The organism is Flavobacterium cerinum (genome assembly GCF_024496085.1).
GTDB lineage: Bacteria > Bacteroidota > Bacteroidia > Flavobacteriales > Flavobacteriaceae > Flavobacterium > Flavobacterium cerinum_A.
Genome location: NZ_CP101751.1, coordinates 206433 through 225577, shown reverse-complemented (window position 1 = coordinate 225577; position 19145 = coordinate 206433). Strand labels below are relative to the sequence as shown.

Annotated in this window: 16 protein-coding genes and 1 tRNA gene; 15 read left to right on the top strand and 2 right to left on the bottom strand. The window is 38.8% G+C overall.

Annotated features, from left to right (window positions below; translation table 11 throughout):
- Positions 1-59 precede the first annotated feature (59 nt).
- Entirely contained in the window at positions 60-824 is a 765-nt protein-coding gene (locus NOX80_RS00900; RefSeq protein WP_256551466.1) for an alpha/beta fold hydrolase, read from the bottom strand.
- A gap of 415 nt (positions 825-1239) precedes the next feature.
- Between NOX80_RS00900 and mraZ the strand changes: the two genes are divergently transcribed.
- From mraZ to NOX80_RS00825, 15 genes are all read left to right on the top strand, one after another.
- Positions 1240-1710 carry a division/cell wall cluster transcriptional repressor MraZ gene (gene mraZ / locus NOX80_RS00895; protein ID WP_256551465.1) on the top strand — a complete coding sequence of 157 codons (471 nt, stop codon included), beginning with the start codon at positions 1240-1242 and terminating at the stop codon, positions 1708-1710.
- A complete protein-coding gene (gene rsmH, locus NOX80_RS00890) occupies positions 1697-2593 on the top strand; it encodes a 16S rRNA (cytosine(1402)-N(4))-methyltransferase RsmH (protein ID WP_371926067.1) in 897 nt (298 codons plus the stop codon). Before mraZ ends, rsmH begins: the two co-directional genes overlap by 14 nt.
- A gap of 26 nt (positions 2594-2619) precedes the next feature.
- Entirely contained in the window at positions 2620-2964 is a 345-nt protein-coding gene (locus NOX80_RS00885) for an FtsL-like putative cell division protein (RefSeq protein ID WP_256553048.1), read from the top strand.
- Positions 2955-4955 carry a penicillin-binding protein gene (locus NOX80_RS00880; protein ID WP_256551463.1) on the top strand — a complete coding sequence of 667 codons (2001 nt, stop codon included), beginning with the start codon at positions 2955-2957 and terminating at the stop codon, positions 4953-4955. Before NOX80_RS00885 ends, NOX80_RS00880 begins: the two co-directional genes overlap by 10 nt.
- Positions 4952-6415 (top strand): UDP-N-acetylmuramoyl-L-alanyl-D-glutamate--2,6-diaminopimelate ligase, encoded by a 1464-nt coding sequence (locus tag NOX80_RS00875; RefSeq protein ID WP_256551462.1) that lies wholly within the window; start codon positions 4952-4954, stop codon positions 6413-6415. Before NOX80_RS00880 ends, NOX80_RS00875 begins: the two co-directional genes overlap by 4 nt.
- A gap of 6 nt (positions 6416-6421) precedes the next feature.
- Complete coding sequence (mraY, locus tag NOX80_RS00870; protein WP_256551461.1) at positions 6422-7654, top strand: phospho-N-acetylmuramoyl-pentapeptide-transferase; 1233 nt, start codon at positions 6422-6424, stop codon at positions 7652-7654.
- Between the two features lies 1 nt (position 7655).
- On the top strand, positions 7656-8987 hold the full coding sequence (murD, locus tag NOX80_RS00865; protein WP_256551460.1) for a UDP-N-acetylmuramoyl-L-alanine--D-glutamate ligase: 1332 nt from the start codon (positions 7656-7658) through the stop codon (positions 8985-8987).
- Between the two features lie 17 nt (positions 8988-9004).
- A complete protein-coding gene (locus tag NOX80_RS00860) occupies positions 9005-10291 on the top strand; it encodes an FtsW/RodA/SpoVE family cell cycle protein (protein ID WP_256551459.1) in 1287 nt (428 codons plus the stop codon).
- Positions 10292-10299: 8 nt separating this feature from the next.
- Positions 10300-11394 carry an undecaprenyldiphospho-muramoylpentapeptide beta-N-acetylglucosaminyltransferase gene (gene murG / locus NOX80_RS00855; RefSeq protein ID WP_256551458.1) on the top strand — a complete coding sequence of 365 codons (1095 nt, stop codon included), beginning with the start codon at positions 10300-10302 and terminating at the stop codon, positions 11392-11394.
- A 24-nt stretch (positions 11395-11418) separates the two neighbouring features.
- The gene (murC, locus tag NOX80_RS00850; protein WP_256551457.1) at positions 11419-12765 is read left to right on the top strand and encodes a UDP-N-acetylmuramate--L-alanine ligase; all 1347 of its coding nucleotides are present in this window, start codon (positions 11419-11421) and stop codon (positions 12763-12765) included.
- Positions 12766-12780: 15 nt separating this feature from the next.
- The gene (locus NOX80_RS00845) at positions 12781-13503 is read left to right on the top strand and encodes a cell division protein FtsQ/DivIB (RefSeq protein ID WP_256553047.1); all 723 of its coding nucleotides are present in this window, start codon (positions 12781-12783) and stop codon (positions 13501-13503) included.
- A gap of 6 nt (positions 13504-13509) precedes the next feature.
- Entirely contained in the window at positions 13510-14910 is a 1401-nt protein-coding gene (gene ftsA, locus NOX80_RS00840) for a cell division protein FtsA (protein WP_256551456.1), read from the top strand.
- A gap of 12 nt (positions 14911-14922) precedes the next feature.
- Positions 14923-16881 (top strand): cell division protein FtsZ, encoded by a 1959-nt coding sequence (gene ftsZ, locus NOX80_RS00835; protein WP_256551455.1) that lies wholly within the window; start codon positions 14923-14925, stop codon positions 16879-16881.
- Between the two features lie 153 nt (positions 16882-17034).
- Positions 17035-17481 (top strand): GatB/YqeY domain-containing protein, encoded by a 447-nt coding sequence (locus NOX80_RS00830; protein ID WP_256551454.1) that lies wholly within the window; start codon positions 17035-17037, stop codon positions 17479-17481.
- A 48-nt stretch (positions 17482-17529) separates the two neighbouring features.
- A tRNA-Arg gene (locus NOX80_RS00825) sits at positions 17530-17603 on the top strand.
- Here NOX80_RS00825 and NOX80_RS00820 read toward each other — a convergent pair.
- Positions 17557-19119, bottom strand: a complete 1563-nt coding sequence (locus NOX80_RS00820; RefSeq protein WP_256553046.1) for a recombinase family protein — start codon at positions 19117-19119, stop codon at positions 17557-17559. The genes NOX80_RS00825 and NOX80_RS00820 overlap by 47 nt on opposite strands.
- Between the last annotated feature and the right edge of the window lie 26 nt (positions 19120-19145).

Genomic DNA, 19145 nt, shown 5'->3' with positions numbered 1-19145 from the left:
AGATTGTTTTAAAAAAGCATTCGGTACCGTTTTAACAAAAGTACCGAATTGCGTATGTTTTATAAGTTGGATTTTTTGAGCCATTCCAGCATAAGCTGGTTGAATTCATCCGGATGTTCCATCATGGCCGCGTGACCACATTTGTCGATCCAGTACAAATCGGAATTCGGTAAAAGTTTTTTGAATTCTTCGGCTACATCCGGTGGTGTTACTTTGTCGTTTCTCCCCCAAATAATACAAGTCGGAGTGTTCATTTTCGGAAGATCCTTAGCCATGTTGTGGCGAATGGCGCTTTTAGCAATGGCTAACGTTTTTAATAATTTCATCCGGTCGTTGACAGTAGCATATACATCATCAACAATTTCTTTGGTCGCTACTTTCGGATCGTAAAATACATCTTCCGCTTTTTTTCGGATGTATTCATAATCGCCTCGTTTCGGATAACTTTCACCCATGGCGCTTTCATATAAACCGGAACTCCCGGTAATAATAAGACCGGCCATTTTTTCCGGGTACATTTTAGTATGATATAAGGCGATATGGCCGCCAAGTGAATTTCCTAAAAGAATTACTTTGTCAAATTCTTTATAAGCGATGAAGTCCTTTACAAACTTTGAAAAAGCCTTCACATTAGTTTTTAAAATGCTGTTCGTGTAAAGTGGTAACTCGGGAATAACTACCTTGTAGCCTTGTTTTGGAAAAAAATCTGCAACTCCGTCAAAATTGCTCAATCCTCCCATAAGTCCGTGTAAAATAATGATAGGCGTGCCTTCTCCTGCTTCAAAATAACGGTATTTGCCTTCTTTTTTTAACGTATGCTCCATGTATTTATAATACGGTTTCAAATTCTCACAAATATATGACTTTCTCCAGAAATAAGAAGCTTTGAACGGTAAAATCGAAAATACTTTGGCTTTAAGAAATTGTAAAACCCTTTTATTGGTGTAATGTGTTAATTATCAGGCTTTTTTTTGATGTTATTCTTGATGAAAAACAAGAAGTTTTGTGTTTTGGGTAATTATTAAAAATAGCTAATAAAATTGGTCTTTTTTTAAGGATTATGATGTGATTGTAGAAAAACAATGAAATATTCTTAATGATTAAAAATGAGAACTTTAGTGATAATTCCTACGTTTTGGGTTTTGAGTGTAAAAACTTATCAACAAAGTGGGGAATTGTGGTAAAAAGTGGTAAAAAAATCTGTACTTTTGCTATAAAACAAATCAAAAAGACCGGATCTTGACCAATATTATCGGGACATATGAGTGTAAAATTGATTCGAAAGGAAGGCTAATGGTGCCGGCTCCTTTGAAGAAACAATTGCCTGCTCCGACCGATGGTTTTGTGTTAAAACGCTCCATTTTTGATCAGTGTGTGGAGTTGTGGCCTAAAGCAGAATGGGATATTATGATGGTTAAAATCAATAAATTAAACCGTTTTGTAAAAAAGAATAATGACTTCATCCGAAAGTTTATGGCTGGTGTAAAAATGGTGGAAATTGACGATGCAGGAAGGTTATTGATAACGAAAGATCTGATCGAATATGCAGGTATTTCAAAAGATTTGGTTTTGACCTCAAAGGTAAATATCATTGAAATTTGGGACAAGGATTTATATGAAAAATCCATTTCCGGTGATGATATGGATTTCGCAGATTTGGCAGAAGAAGTAATGGGTAATTTAAACGACGATGACAATGGAATATCATAATCCGGTATTATTAAAAGAAACGGTTGATGGGTTAAATATAAAACCGGATGGTATTTATGTGGATGTAACCTTCGGTGGAGGAGGGCATTCCCGGGAAATCATGAGTCGACTGGGGCCAAACGGAAAATTATTTGCGTTTGATCAGGATGAAGATGCTTTGGCTAATGTTATAGCAGATGAACGCTTTACTTTAATTAATGAGAACTTCCGATATATTAAAAGGTTTCTTCGCTTTCACGGCGTAAAACAAGTTGACGGAATTCTGGGTGATTTAGGTGTTTCTTCTCATCAGTTTGATGTTCCGGAAAGAGGTTTTTCTACACGTTTTGATGCGGAACTGGATATGCGAATGAATCAAAAAGGAGAACTTAGTGCTTTTCAGGTGGTGAATGAATATGAGGAAGCGGATTTAAAACGAATGTTTTTTGATTACGGAGAACTTAAAAATGCCGGAGCACTTGCAAATGCTATCGTTACGGCACGTAAAGAAACGGTAATTCGAAATACGGAACAATTAAAAAAAGTATTGAGTCGTTTTTTACCGGCTCATAAGAGTAATAAGATATTAGCGCAAATCTATCAGGCGATACGAATTGAGGTGAACCAGGAAATGGATGTGCTAAAAGAATTTCTGGAACAATCGCTGGAACTATTAACTCGGGAAGGACGTTTAAGTGTGATTTCCTATCATTCATTGGAAGACCGACTGGTAAAACGTTTTATGCGTAACGGAATGTTTGAAGGAGAACCGGAACGGGATTTCTTCGGAAGATTTGAAGTTCCGTTTAAATTAATAGGTAAGCTGGTTGTGCCTTCGGATGAAGAAATAGCGATAAATAACAGGGCTAGAAGTGCTAAACTAAGGATCGCAGAAAAGCGTTGAAACAAACCGAAACATGAAAAGTTATGATGAAAGAAGGTGTTTATAGTTTGTTAAAAGCAAAGTTCCTGATTAGCGATGATGCGTTGAAAAATTGGCGCTTTATCGTTTTTCTGATTTTATTGGCTATGATCATGATTGCGAATTCGCATCGGTATGAACAGAAAACGTTCCGGATTACGGAGCTGACCGGTCAGGTGAAAGAATTGCGATCGGAATTTGTAGATCGTAGATCGGAATTGATGGAACTTAAAATGGAATCGACGATTTCAGCAGAGATGGAAGAAAAAGGAATTCATCCGTCATCCGTTCCTCCAAAAAAAATAAAAGTTAAAGAAGAAGAAAAGAATATTCTTAAAAAAATATGGCAGTAGAAGATAAAAATATCTCTTACCGAATCTATCTGGTAGCCTTCGCGATTTTCGTGATGGCTATTTTCATTGCTATAAAGCTAACGAATATTCAGTGGGTGGAAGGAGAATATTATCGAAAACTGGCGAAAGAACGTACGGTTAAAAACTTTGTCATTCCGGCGAATAAAGGAAATGTTTATTCGGCTGACGGAAGTTTGTTGGCCACATCAATCCCAAATTATACAATTCGTTTTGATGCAGTTGCTCCTAAAAAAGAAGATTTCGAAAAAAATGTAAAACCGTTGGCAGATTCACTTTCGGATTTGTTAGGTAAGCCATCGAGTTATTTTCAAACCGAACTTCGAAGAGCAAGAGCGAATAAAAACCGGTATTATCTGTTGGCTCGTAAACTGAGTTATACGCAGTATATGAAAATGAAAAGTTTTCCGCTTTTCAATCTGGGCGCTTATAAAGGCGGAATGATAACCGAACAGAAAACCGTTCGGGAACATCCGATCGGAAAAATTGCCGAAAGAACCATCGGGTATGAACGTCAGGATGAAAGAGGAGTGGAAACACGCGTGGGAATCGAAGGAGCGTTCGGCGCGTATCTGAACGGAAAAGACGGACAACGGTTAATGCAGAAAATTGCAAAAAACCAATGGAAACCGATCAGTGATAATAATGAAATAGAACCGCGTGACGGATATGATATCATCTCAACGATTGATGTGTATATCCAGGATATTGCACACCATGCGCTATTAAAACAATTAGAATTGTATGAAGCCGATCACGGTTGTGTAGTGGTAATGGAAACCAATACCGGTGAAATTAAAGCGATTTCGAATTTAGGACGAACCACTGACGGTAGTTATTATGAAACGATCAACTATGCGGTAGCTGAATCACACGAACCGGGTTCTACCTTTAAACTGGTGGATTTAATCGCATTATTGGACGACCGTAAAATAGATACGAGCAAAGTATATGATTCCAAAGGTGGTGATATCACTTATTATAATCGTCATGTTCGCGATTCCAAAAGAGGAGGCTACGGTAAAGTAACCCTTGCAAAAGGATTTGAAGTATCATCGAATACGGTAATGGTTCAGGCGGTTTACGATAATTATAAAGATAATCCGCGTCAGTTTGTAAATCGTATCAATAATCTGGGATTAGACCGACCGTTAGGTTTGCCTTTTAAAGGAGAAGGAAAACCGTTTATCCCGCAACCGGGTGAAAAAGGATGGTCGGGTGTGGCATTGCCGTGGATGGCTTTTGGATATGGTGTTTCAATTACGCCGTTACAAACGCTGACCTTATATAATGCAGTGGCGAATAACGGAGAAATGGTAAAACCGCAATTTGTAAAAGAAATTAAAGAATGGAATAAAACCATTAAGAAGTTTGATAAACAGGTTTTAAATCCGAAAATATGTTCTGACGAAACACTGAAAAAAGTACATGCCATTTTAGAAAATGTAGTGAAAAGAGGAACCGGATCGAAACTCTATTCTAAAGATTTTTCAATGGCCGGTAAAACAGGAACGGCTCAGGTCGATTATCATAAAGGTGACGGACAAATGTATTATGCTTCTTCTTTTGCCGGATATTTCCCTGCTGATAAACCGAAATATTCCTGTATCGTCGTAGTGCATAAACCGAATACATCAAAAGGATTGTATTATGGGGCCGATGTGGCCGGGCCGGTTTTTAAACGCATCGCTCAAAAAATATTTACCGATGTACCGTCTACTAATGAAGTGAAAAAATTAAACCGCAAAATTCTGAATCAGGAACAGAGTTATGCAGCATATTATGATAAAGTTCAGAAAAAAGACAATATCGTGCCCAATGTAAAAGGGATGACAGGAATGGATGCTGTGGCATTATTGGAAAATTTCGGACTTAAAGTGAAAGTAAAAGGAATAGGAAAGGTAAAACAACAGTCCATTCTTCCCGGACAGGCGTTTACCAGAAACCAAATAATAACATTAGAATTATCGTGACGGCTTTAAAAGACATATTGTATAAAGTAGCGATCGAATCGGTAAAAGGAACAACAGATTTACCGGTTGGCAAAATTGAATTCGATTCCCGAAAAATCGAATCCGATGATGTATTCGTAGCAATTAACGGAACCGTTTCTAACGGACATGACTTTATTGATAAAGCGATAAGCCTGGGCGCTATTGCGGTAATCTGCGAAGTTATGCCGGCGGTTGTTCACGAAGGAATTACCTATGTTCAGGTAAAAGATACAAGCCTGGCTCTGGCACATATGAGCGCGAATTTCTACGGTGATCCGTCTGCCAAATTAAAACTGGTGGGCGTAACCGGAACCAACGGTAAAACAACCATCGCGTCTTTGTTGTACCAAATGTTTAAAAAAGCAGGTTACAAAGTCGGATTATTATCGACTGTAAAAATTTTAGTCGACAATAAAGAATATAAGGCGACACATACAACGCCGGATTCGCTGACGATTAATTATTATATGAATGAAATGGTGAATGAAGGTTGTGATTATTGCTTTATGGAAGTAAGCTCACACGGAATTCATCAAAAACGTACCGAAGGGTTGCATTTTACAGGTGGCGTATTCACTAATTTGTCACACGACCACTTGGATTATCACCCGACATTTGCGGAATATCGCGATGTGAAAAAATCGTTTTTTGACAATCTGCCGAAAACCGCTTTTGCACTGACCAATAGCGACGATAAAAACGGTCCGGTGATGTTGCAGAACACCAAAGCTAAAAAAAGAACCTATGCCCTAAAAACCTATGCGGATTACAGAGGACAGATTCTTGAAAACCAACTTTCCGGTTTGTTGATGAAAATCAATGAACAAGAAGTATGGGTGCGCTTAATCGGTTCGTTTAATGCCTATAATTTACTGGCGATTTACGGAGTGGCAATTGAGTTGGGAATCGAAAGTCAGGAAGCTTTACGCTTGTTAAGCGAGTTGGAAAGTGTTTCCGGACGTTTCCAGTTTATCGTGTCATCCGGTAATATCACAGCAATTGTTGATTATGCACATACGCCTGATGCATTGGAAAATGTATTAAAGACGATAGAAGATATCCGTACCAAAAACGAACAACTGATTACCGTTGTAGGATGCGGAGGTGATCGGGATACAACCAAAAGACCGATAATGGCCAATATTGCTTCAACGATGAGTGATAAAGCCATTTTTACATCCGATAATCCGAGAAGTGAAAAACCGGAAGCGATTATCGATGATATGGAAAAAGGAGTAGAACCGCAGAATTATAAAAAAACAGTATCCATAGTCGACCGTAAGCAGGCGATTAAAACCGCATGTCAGTTGGCGCAGCCTAATGATATTATTCTGATTGCCGGAAAAGGCCACGAAACCTACCAGGAAATCCAGGGAGTACGTCATGATTTTGACGATATGAAAATTGTAAAAGAACTATTAGAACAACTCAATAAATAACCAGATATGCTGTATTATTTCTTTCAATATTTAGATAAAAGCTTAGATATTCCAGGGACAGGGGTTTTCCAGTATATCACGTTCCGATCGGGTTTAGCTATTATTCTGTCGTTAATGATCTCTACCATTTTCGGAAAAAGAATCATTAACTTTTTAAGAAAACAACAAATCGGAGAAACGGTTCGGGAATTAGGACTGGAAGGACAGAAAGAAAAAGCCGGAACACCTACAATGGGAGGGTTAATCATTATTTTTTCAACATTGATCCCGGTATTCTTATTGGCAAAATTGGACAACGTTTATGTGATGTTGTTGATTGTAACAACGCTTTGGATGGGAACAATCGGATTTATTGATGATTACATTAAAATATTTAAAAAAGATAAAGAAGGATTAAAAGGGAAATTTAAAGTAGTAGGTCAGGTAGGACTGGGAATCATTGTCGGTTCGGTATTGTATTTCCACCCGGGTGTTACAGTGAGAACAGACACGGCTACCCGCAATATTTTTCAGGGAACGACAACAACCGCAACAATTGCACCGGCACCAACTGAAGAAAAATCAACGGCTACAACAATCCCGTTCTTTAAAAATAATGAATTTGACTATGCCGAATTATTAGCGTGGACTGGAGATAATTATAAAAATTATGCATGGTTGATTTTTATCCCTGTTGTAATTTTTATTATTACTGCGGTTTCAAACGGTGCAAACCTTACCGATGGTATTGACGGACTTGCAGCGGGAACATCGGCCATATCGGTACTTACGCTCGGAATCTTTGCGTTTGTTTCCGGAAATATCATCTTTTCGAATTATCTGAATATTATGTATATCCCGAATTCCGGGGAAATGACGGTCTATATATCCGCATTTGTAGGCGCGCTCATCGGATTCCTCTGGTACAATACATATCCGGCTTCGGTATTTATGGGCGATACGGGAAGTTTAACAATCGGAGGGATTATTGCCGTTCTGGCGATTGCGGTTCGTAAAGAATTATTAATTCCGGTATTGTGCGGGATATTCCTGGCTGAAAATTTATCAGTAGTAGTTCAGGTTGCGTATTTTAAATATACAAAGAAAAAATTTGGAGAAGGAAGACGGATTTTCCTGATGTCGCCTCTGCATCACCATTATCAGAAAAAAGGATATCACGAAAGTAAAATCGTAACCCGATTCTGGATTGTGGCCATTTTGTTAGCGATTTTCTCATTGGTTTCATTAAAATTAAGATAGTATGAGGCTGGTAGTATTAGGAGGAGGAGAAAGCGGTGTCGGTACTGCAATCTTAGGTAAGAAAAAAGGATACGAAGTATTTCTGTCTGATTTCGGAAAAATTAAAAATAATTACAAAGAAGTTCTGATTCTGAACCAGATTCCCTGGGAAGAAGAAATGCATACTGAAGATTTAATACTGAATGCGGATGTGGTGATGAAAAGCCCCGGTATTCCGGATAAATCACCGATAGTAAAAAAACTGAAGGAGAAAAATATACCGATCATTTCGGAAATCGAATTCGCTAATAAATTTACGAATGTGGTTACGGTCGGGATTACCGGAAGTAACGGAAAAACCACCACCACAATGCTAACACATCATCTGTTAAAGCAAGGTGGGTTAAACGTGGGACTGGCCGGAAATATCGGAAAAAGTTACGCCTGGCAGATCGCAGAAAATAAGTTTGAAGCCTATGTTCTGGAATTAAGCAGTTTTCAATTAGACGGAGTTATCGATTACAAACCGCATATAGCTGTAATCACAAACATTAGTCCGGATCACCTGGACCGCTATAATTACGATTATAATCTGTACATCGAAGCTAAATTCCGAATCACGAAAAATCAAACGGAAGACGATTATCTGATTTATGATGCCGATGATGAAGCAATAACCGGATGGCTGGAGAAAAATAAAATAAGAGCAAAAAAAATTCCTTTTTCACTGACAAAAACACTCGAAGAAGGAGCCTATATAAAAGACAACACGATTTATACCAACATCAATAACGAAACATTTATCATGCCTATAAACGAACTAGCACTAGAAGGAAAACATAACGTAAAAAATGCAATGGCAGCAACAACCGTAGCGCAATTAATGCGTATCCGAAAAGCAACAATAAGAGAAAGCCTGTCAGACTTCCAGGGAGTAGAACATCGTTTGGAAAAAGTGCTGAAAATTCAAAATGTACAGTACATCAACGATTCGAAGGCTACGAATGTAAACGCTACGTTCTTTGCATTGGATAGTATGACTACGCCAACAGTGTGGATTGTTGGTGGTGTCGATAAAGGAAATGATTATGCTGAATTGATGCCTTTGGTTCGTGAAAAAGTAAAAGCAATCGTTTGTTTAGGAGTAGATAATTCCAAAATCATCGACGCTTTTAGTAATGTAGTAGATGTAATGGTGGAAACAACGAGCATGACAGAAGCGGTGAAAATCGCTCAGAAAATGGCAGAAAAAGGCGATACGGTTTTGTTATCTCCGGCTTGTGCCAGCTTCGATTTATTCGAAAGCTACGAAGACCGTGGAAAGCAATTTAAAAACGCGGTACAAAGTCTTTAAAAAATAAAAAGAATACAATGAAAGCATTATTAACCCATTTAAAAGGAGATAAAGGGATCTGGGCATTTGTGTCCCTGTTAGCCCTGTTTTCTTTTATGCCGGTTTTTAGTGCCAGTACGAACCTGGTTTATGTAGTCGGAAAAGGGTCAACGGTAGGGTATCTGATGAAGCACCTGGTGCATATTTTTATCGGATTTTGTCTGATCTATTTCGTACATAAAACACCGTATCATTATTTTAAGGCGATCTCAAAAGTAGCCTTGCCGATAGTGGTGCTGTTACTGGCTTATACCATGGTTCAGGGAACAACAATCGGAGGAGCCAATGCCAGTCGTTGGATTCAGGTGCCGTTTATCGGAGTCAGTTTTCAGACATCCGCTCTGGCGCTGATTGTACTGATGGTATACGTAGCACGTTACCTCTCAAAAATAGAAGGAAAAGAATATACATTTCAATCCTCACTTTTCGAGCTTTGGTTGCCGGTTTTCTCAGTAATAATATTAATTTTGCCGGCCAATTTTTCCACAGCAGCGTTGATATTTTCAATGGTGTGTATGTTGGTATTTGTGGGAAAATATCCGATGAAATATCTCGGTGTGATTGTCGGAGCGGGATTAGCCGGACTCATCATGTTTGTTCTGGTGGCAAAAGCCTTCCCGGATGCAATGCCGAACCGGGTTGATACCTGGATGAGTCGTATTGAACGATTTAGTTCCGATGAACCGAATGAAGACGATTATCAGATTGAAAAAGCAAAAATTGCAATAGCGTCCGGTAAGATATACGGAGTAGGACCGGGAAAAAGTATTCAGAAAAACTTTTTACCACAATCGTCTTCCGATTTTATCTTCGCGATCATTGTAGAAGAATACGGACTTTTAGGTGGATTGTCAATCTTGTTTTTGTACTTGATGCTGTTCTTTCGCTTTCTGATTACATCGCATAAAGCGCCAACGATGTTTGGAAAATTACTGATCGTCGGACTCGGTTTTCCGATTGTCTTTCAGGCATTGGTTAACATGGGTGTAGCGGTAGAATTATTACCGACCACCGGACAGACTTTACCTTTGATCAGTAGTGGAGGTAGTTCCATTTGGATGACGTGTATCGCACTGGGAATTATTCTTAGTGTAACGAAAAAAGAAGAAGAAATCGCGCAGGAAGAAGAAGAAAAACGACAACGAGAGGAAATATTGCAGCGATTGATCGATAAAGAAATAGAAGGGCAAACGGAAGAAGTAGAAGATTATTCGATTGAGGATGTAGGAGAAAATCCGATGAATGCTGTTTTAAATAAAAAATAAAGAATACCATGAAAGAGAACCCGAAATTCATCATTAGCGGAGGCGGTACCGGAGGGCATATTTATCCGGCTATTGCTATTGCCAACGAATTAAAAGTTCGCTTTCCAAAAGCCGAAATTCTGTTTGTAGGAGCAAAAGATAAAATGGAAATGCAAAAAGTACCGCAGGCCGGCTACCCGATTAAAGGGTTGTGGATTGCGGGAATTCAGCGAAAATTGACAGTTCAGAACCTGATGTTTCCGCTAAAATTGATTTCCAGTCTGACCAAATCATACGGGATTTTAAAACAGTTTAAGCCGGATGTGGTAATCGGAACCGGTGGTTTTGCAAGTGGAGCGGTTTTAAAAGTCGCAGCAGGAATGAATATTCCGACCATTATTCAGGAACAAAACTCTTTTCCGGGGATTACCAATAAATTGTTGGGTAAAAAAGCAAAAGCAATATGCGTAGCTTATGAAAATCTGGAGCAATTTTTTCCGAAAGATAAAATGCATTTAACAGGTAATCCGGTACGTCAGGATTTGATTGAGGCGGGAGAAAAGAAAGAAGAAGCTATTGCGCATTTTAAACTGGATCCGACTAAAAAAACGATATTGGTTTTAGGCGGAAGTCTGGGCGCCAGAAGAATCAATCAGTTGATCGCAAAAGAAATTGACGGAATGTTGGCGCAAGGTGTTCAGGTTATCTGGCAATGTGGAAAACTGTATTTTGAAGAATATAAACATTTTTCAGAAAAGGAAAATGTACAGGTAATGGCCTTTATCGATCGTATGGATCTGGTTTATGCAGCCGCTGATATCGTAATTTCCCGTTCGGGAGCTTCATCGGTTTCAGAGCTTTGTATAGTAGGTAAACCGGTTATTTTTATTCCTTCGCCTAATGTGGCGGAAGATCATCAGACGAAAAATGCCAAAGCGATTGCCGATAAAAACGGTGCGATTTTAATCAAAGAATCCGAATTAGACGGACAATTTGAAAAGACTTTCCGGGAATTATTGAAAAGTGAAGAAAAAAGAAAACAATTAAGTGACAATATCAGACAATTGGCGTTGCCGAATGCAACAAAACAAATTGTGGATGAGATTGTGAAATGGATACGATAACAAAGAAGCGTTTATTACAGAATAATGAATTTAGCTCAAATACATAACGTATACTTTATCGGAATAGGTGGCATCGGAATGAGTGCTCTGGCCCGTTATTTTAAAAACATCGGAAAAAATGTAGCCGGATATGATAAAACGCCGACACACCTTACAGCCGAATTAATCGAAAGCGGAATCAAAATTCATTTTGAAGATACTGTTGATTTGATTGACGAAGCGTTTCGAAATAAAGAAAACACGTTGGTTGTAATTACACCGGCGGTTCCGAAGCAGCATACGGAGTGGAATTATTTTCTGGATAACGGATTTGTGGTGAAAAAAAGAGCGGAAGTGCTTGGGATTATTACAAAAGATACTTTCTGTTTTGCAGTGGCCGGAACGCATGGTAAAACAACAACATCCAGTATTCTGGGACATTTGTTGTATGAGAGCGGAGTGGATATGACGGCGTTTTTAGGTGGAATTGTAGAAAATTACAATTCAAACCTGATTGGTGACGGGAAAACGGTAACGGTAGTAGAAGCGGATGAGTTTGATCGATCGTTCCTGCATTTACATCCGGATATTGCCTGTGTGACGTCAATGGATGCGGATCATTTGGATATCTACGGTGATAAAGCGGCTATTGAGGCTTCGTTTTTGGAATTTGCCGGTAAGGTAACCGATAAAAATAAGCTGTTTGTAACTAACGGATTGCCGATTGATGCCGTGACAGTTGGTATCGATGACAACGCACAGTTTGCAGCTAAAAATATTAGAATCGTCGACGGATGGTATGTATTTGATGTAAATACACCAAGCGGAGAAATAAAAGACTTGAAGTTCGGATTGCCGGGAAGACATAATCTGACAAATGCTTTATTGGCATTGGCTATGGCTAAAACCTATGGTATTTCGGATGATGATATTGCAAAAGCACTTTTAAGTTTTAAAGGAGTACGAAGAAGATTTTCATTCCAGATTCGAAAACCGGAATTGGTCTATATTGATGATTATGCACATCACCCGACCGAAATTAATGCAGTACATCAGGCCGTACGGGAATTGTATCCGGGGAAAAAAGTACTGGCGGTATTTCAACCTCATTTATATAGTCGGACACGCGATTTTATAGATGATTTTGCCAAAAGCCTGTCGCAGTTCGATCAGATTTTGCTAATGGATATTTACCCGGCACGGGAATTACCGATGGAAGGAGTAACATCAGAATGGTTGTTGGGCAAAATAGAGAATGATAATAAAAGAATAATCACAAAAGAAGATTTAATTCCGGCGTTAAAAGGTAGTGATGCACCTGTGATTGTTACGATTGGAGCAGGAGATGTAGGAGAGATGGTTCCGGATATTAAAAAAGCATTGGAAGAATAAAAAAATAATAAAATGATGAAAAAAATTAAATGGACAGATGTAAGATTGGTACTCATGATTGGAGTAGTGATTTTCCTGTACTCTTTTTCATCAAAGCGAAATGAAACCCGCTATATGCAAAAAACAGAAGTGCGGTTTCAAGGCGACAATAACCTTTTTATTACACCTGAAACGGTTGATAACTTGTTAATACAAAATTTTAACAAAGTTACGGGCATAAGGAAAGATAAGCTAGATTTGAATAGATTGGAGCATATTCTCGACAGTAATGAAATGATAGCAAAAGCGGAGGTCTTTGCTACTATTGACGGGACTTTAAAGGCTGTCGTAACACAAAAAACACCCATTGCGAGAATAAACGATGGAGAGCGTTCTTATTATATTGACTATGAGGGTAATCAGATGCCTTTGTCGGATAATTTTGCAGCGCGGGTTCCTTTGGTTTCCGGTGAAATAAACTCCGAAAACAAAGAAAAAGTAACCGAGTTGATCAAAAAAATTTACGATGACGATTTTCTGAAAAAGAACATCACCGGGATACAAATTTTGCCAACGGGAAGCTTGATAATGACAAACCGAAACTACAATTATCAAATCCTTTTCGGAAGAACGATCAATGTAGATAAGAAGTTTGACAACTATAAGGCCTTTTTTCAACATGCGATAAAAGATACCCTTATCGGAAATTATAAAACAATTAATCTGAAGTTTACACAACAAGTAGTGTGCACCAAATAGTAGAATATGGAAAAAGAGAGTATTGCAGTAGGTTTAGATATTGGGACAACAAAGATTGTCGCCATGATCGGCAAGAAAAATGAGTACGGAAAATTAGAAATTTTAGGGGTTGGAAAATCCAAAAGCCTTGGTGTGGCACGTGGTGTTGTAAACAATATAACACAAACAATTCAGTCCATTCAGCAAGCTGTTATCGAAGCTGAAGCCGACTCTGGATATAAAATCAACGATGTGGTGGTTGGTATTGCCGGTCAGCACATTCGTAGTATTCAACATAGTGATTATATCAGTCGTCATAATCCGGAAGAAGTGATCGGAGATGCTGATATTGACTTGTTAATCAATCAGGTTCACAAACTGGCAATGTTGCCGGGTGAAGAGATCATTCATGTATTGCCGCAGGAATTTAAAATCGACGGACAATCGGAGATTAAAGAACCGATCGGAATGTATGGCGGCCGACTAGAAGCGAGTTTCCACGTGGTAGTTGGACAGGCATCTTCTATCCGAAATGTAGGAAGATGTATTAAAAGTTCCGGTCTTGATTTATCCGGATTAACATTGGAACCTTTGGCTTCTGCCGATGCCGTGTTAAGTCAGGAAGAGAAAGAAGCCGGTGTTGCTTTGATCGATATCGGAGGCGGAACAACGGATCTTGCCATTTTTAAAGATGGTATTATCCGACATACAGCTGTAATTCCATTCGGAGGAAATGTGATTACCGACGATATTAAAGAAGGTTGTTCGATTATAGAAAAACAGGCTGAACTTTTAAAAGTGAAATTCGGATCGGCCTGGCCGGGAGAAAATAAAGACAACGAAATTGTTTCTATTCCGGGATTAAGAGGACGTGAACCAAAAGAGATCTCTTTGAAAAATCTGTCTAAAATAATTCACGCCAGAGTAGTGGAGATTGTAGAGCAGGTTTTTGCCGAGATTAAAGCTTACGGACATGAAGATCCGAGAAAAAAGCTTATCGCCGGAATCGTACTGACAGGAGGCGGAGCACAATTAAAGCATATTAAACAATTAGTAGAATATATTACCGGGATGGATACCCGGATCGGTTACCCGAATGAGCATTTAGCCGGGAATTCCGATGAAGAAATTTCCAGCCCGTTATATGCCACGGCGGTTGGATTGGTGATGAACAGTATTCGAAACAATACAAAAAGTGCAACACCACTGGCCGAAATCAAAACGGAACCGCAAAAAGTTGAGATGAAACCACAACCGGTTATAATCGAACCGGAACCGGAAGAAGAAATAATAGCAGAACGAGAGCCGATTAAGCCGATTAATGTAAAAAATGATGTAGATCCTGAGTCTACAAAAGAAAAGATAAAAAGAGGCTTTTTCGATAAGTACATAGATAAGATTAAAGAATTTTTAGATAACGCAGAATAAAACCGATACGATATGAACAGCAACTCAGAATTTGGAAGCATTGCATTTGATTTGCCAAAAAACCAATCAAATGTGATCAAAGTTATTGGTGTAGGTGGCGGTGGTAGTAATGCCATTAACCACATGTTTAAACAAGGAATTAAAGGAGTAGACTTCGTAGTTTGTAATACCGATTCACAAGCATTACAAAGTAGTTCAGTGCCTAATAAAATTCAACTTGGCGTTAATTTGACAGAAGGTCTTGGGGCAGGAGCTAATCCGGAAGTAGGACAACAGTCTGCTTTGGAAAGTATCGAGGAAATTGAGAAAATGCTGGACGTTAATACCAAAATGGTATTTATTACAGCCGGTATGGGTGGTGGAACCGGAACAGGTGCTGCACCGGTAATCGCGCAGTTGTCCAAAGAAAGAGATATCCTGACAGTAGGAATCGTAACGATCCCGTTTCAATTTGAAGGGAAAGTACGTCAGGAACAGGCGTTATTAGGAGTTGAACGACTAAGAAAGCAAGTTGACTCTTTAATCGTTATCAATAATAATAAATTAAGAGAAGTATACGGTAACTTAGGATTTAAAGCAGGATTCTCTAAAGCGGATGAAGTATTAGCAACCGCATCAAGAGGTATTGCCGAAGTAATTACACACCACTATACACAAAATATCGATTTAAAAGATGCCAAAACCGTATTGTCCAACAGTGGAACGGCAATAATGGGATCGGCAGTGGCAAACGGAGAAAACAGAGCTAAAGATGCTATCGTAGATGCATTGGATTCACCGTTATTGAACGATAATAAAATTACAGGTGCGAAAAACGTATTGTTATTGATCGTATCAGGTACAAACGAGATCACAATTGACGAAATCGGAGAAATCAACGACCATATTCAGGAAGAAGCAGGTTATAATGCGAATATCATCATGGGGGTTGGTGAAGACGAATCTTTAGGTGATGCTATTGCTGTAACAATTATTGCAACGGGATTTAACGTAGAGCAACAAGCCGAAATCGTAAATACTGAGCCAAAAAAAATTATCCACACATTAGAGGGTGAGCAAAAATTGGTTCAGGATTTATCAAATCAGCCGTTTGTGCCGTCATTTGATTTTTCAACACCGACAGAAAAATCGACACCTCAGGCTATCGTTAACGATATTACGCCGGAACAACCGGAAGAGAAAATCGTTTTCGCCCTTGAAGAAGAGGAAGTGGAAGTTTACGAAAAAAAACAACCGGCAGCAGTAATTGAAGAAGAATTACCGACATCGGATTTTATCAATAACCTGGATGTGTTTTTTGAAATCGTTTCCCCGGTTAAAGAAGAAGCACCGGCTCCGGTAATGAGAGATGTACGTGAAATTGAGGTAATCGAACCGCAATTTGTAATGCCGAAAGTGGAAGAACAAATTACCTTTTCATTCGACATGCCGGTAAGTACACCAAGCCGCGAACGTGTTGTTTTCGACTTAAGTAATGAAACCAAAGATATTCAAGTGAATCAGCCGGTACAGGTGGTTCCGGTAACGGAAGTAAACCAGTCCGGAGTGGTAAAATACTCTTTGGATGATTATATGGAGAAAGAAAATGAATTATTGGCTTCTAAACCCGTTGAAACGGTAAAAGAAGAACCGATTGCAGAAGAGTTAAACTTTACAATGCGTAAAGTTGAGCCAACTCAAGCGCCAAATAGCTTCGACGAAATCTCTCCGGTTGAAATGACAATCGAAGAAACGCTTCGAATGAGAGCCGAAGAGCGTAAAAGAAAAATGAAAGAGTTCAATTATAAATTCAATAACAGTGCTTCACGTGTTAATGAATTGGAAAAAGAACCGGCATATAAAAGAATGGGAGTAGATTTACATTCGGCTCCTGTGGACAACAGCAAATCGCGTATGTCATTAGGAATAGATAGTAACGACGACTTACAGTTGCGTTCTAATAACTCTTTCTTACATGATAACGTAGACTAACTAACCTACATTTGAGAAACCTTTAACCCGGAATCAGGCTTGATTCCGGGTTATTTTTTATATATTCGCAATGCAATTCCGAAAAGAAAAATCGTAGTCAGAATACGATATAACGTGATTTCGGGTAGTACAGATAATTAAAATAAAAAGAATATGAGCTTACAGACGAAAATCATGGACGAAATGAAAACAGCCATGAAAGCCAAAGATACCGTAGCACTTGAAGCTTTACGTGCGATAAAATCAGAAATTTTACTAGCACAGACTTCCGGAGCGGGTCAGGAATTAAAAGAAGAAGACGAAATAAAAATATTACAAAAACTGGTAAAGCAACGTAAAGACAGTGCGGCTATTTTTAGCGAGCAGGGACGTGCCGATTTAGCGGAACCGGAATTAGCTCAGGTAGCCGTAATCGAAAAGTTTTTACCGGCACAATTATCTGAAGCTGAAGTAGAAGCAATTGTATCAAAAATTATCAGTGAAGGCGGATTCTCCGGAATGGGAAGCATGGGACAGGTAATGGGAGTTGTTTCTAAAGAATTGGCAGGAAAAGCCGACGGAAAAACAATTTCAACAATTGTAAAAAAGCTTTTGGCATAATTTGCAAAAATCAAATTAGATTGCGTAATTTGCAGTCCGATTAAAAATGACCGCGTAGTTCAACTGGATAGAATATCAGATTTCGGCTCTGAGGGTTGGGGGTTCGAACCCCTCCGTGGTCACATCTTGGGGCAAATCTAAAACAGACAGATTTGCTCCATTTTTTTTACCACCTAATTCACTGGAAAGCAATAACATAAGTCTCAAAGCTTCATTAACTCTTACGGTTCGAACTTCCGAACCCACAAAAGTCAGATTTTCCGGGAAGATCGAACCTATAATCTTTCTTTTACGTTCAATACTGGCTTTTTCATAGAGTACATCTAATCCTGAAATATTGGATATTGCTGATTCCAACAAAGGTTTGATATTCGGAACTGACTCATTAGCACTTGTCAAACTCGCTTCAAGTCTTCTTATTTTTTCCTCTCCCTCGGTTTTGATCTTTTTGTAATCGTCCGGTTCCAGATGGCCTTCCAACAGCATATCCCTAGCTTTTGAAATTCGGTTTTCTGATTCCTTTAATTGTGTTTTGATCAGATGAATATCAGAACGATTATTTTTGGTTCTATTTTGATAAGCCAGTACTATAGTTTCTTTATAAAGTTTTAATACAGGCAGTGGTTTGACATATCTTTTTAGCTCCTCGATAAACTTGTCATTTATTTCAGTAGCTTTTTCACGGAACTTGCACCCTAATCGGCAATGGTAATAGTAATAATAGTTACTACGTCCTTTGGACGCACTACCCGTAAGGAGTTTTCCGCATAATGGACATATTAAATGACCACGAAGTGGTAATTCCGAATTATTAACATTAGCAGTTGTTCTAAATACTTTCTTACGTCCGTCCAAAATATCCTGAACATCATAAAATAATGATTCGGTAATCAGTGGCTCATGCTGCCCCTGAACAAGTTGGGCTTCTTCATCTTTGTATTTTGGGACAAAAACTTTTCCGCAATAGACAGGATTACGAATTGATACCCAAAATGAATTTTTACTGCACTTCAGACCTTTTTCCTTAGACATTTTCCATATCTGTTCTGAATTTAGCCTACCAAGGCTAATTTCTTTAAATATCCACCGTATAATTTCGGCTTCATCTTCCCGAACCGCTATGTATTTCTTGCCCGTTTCACTTACTTTGTTACAATAGCCTATTGGGGCTATACCCATTACCCGCCCTTCTTTCTTTGCCCTACGCATACCATAAAATACATTTAAAGCCCTTCGGTCATTTTCAACCTCTGGGGCAGCAAGATAAAAAGCTAACATCATTTTGCTTTCCGGTATGGACATATCCAAGGGCTGCTCTACTGCTTGCGGATCTACCCCTAGAGTACGGAGCCGACTGATCATCATGTAAGCATCCGAGGTATTACGGCTGAACCTGTCCCATTTTGTGAAAAGTACCAGATCAGATTGCCCTCTATGCTTTTTTAAGTCATTTAATAAACTTGTCCAAGCCGGGCGAATAAATGTCTTGGCCGAATGATCCTCATACAGAACCTTACGTACCTTTATTCCATTTATATTGCAATAATTACGCAACCTTTCTTCCTGATCACGTTGTGAATAGCCCTTATCTGCCTGTTCATCCGTACTTACACGAATGTATAAATCTGCAATCTTCATAACGATAAATAATTTGATTATTAAGC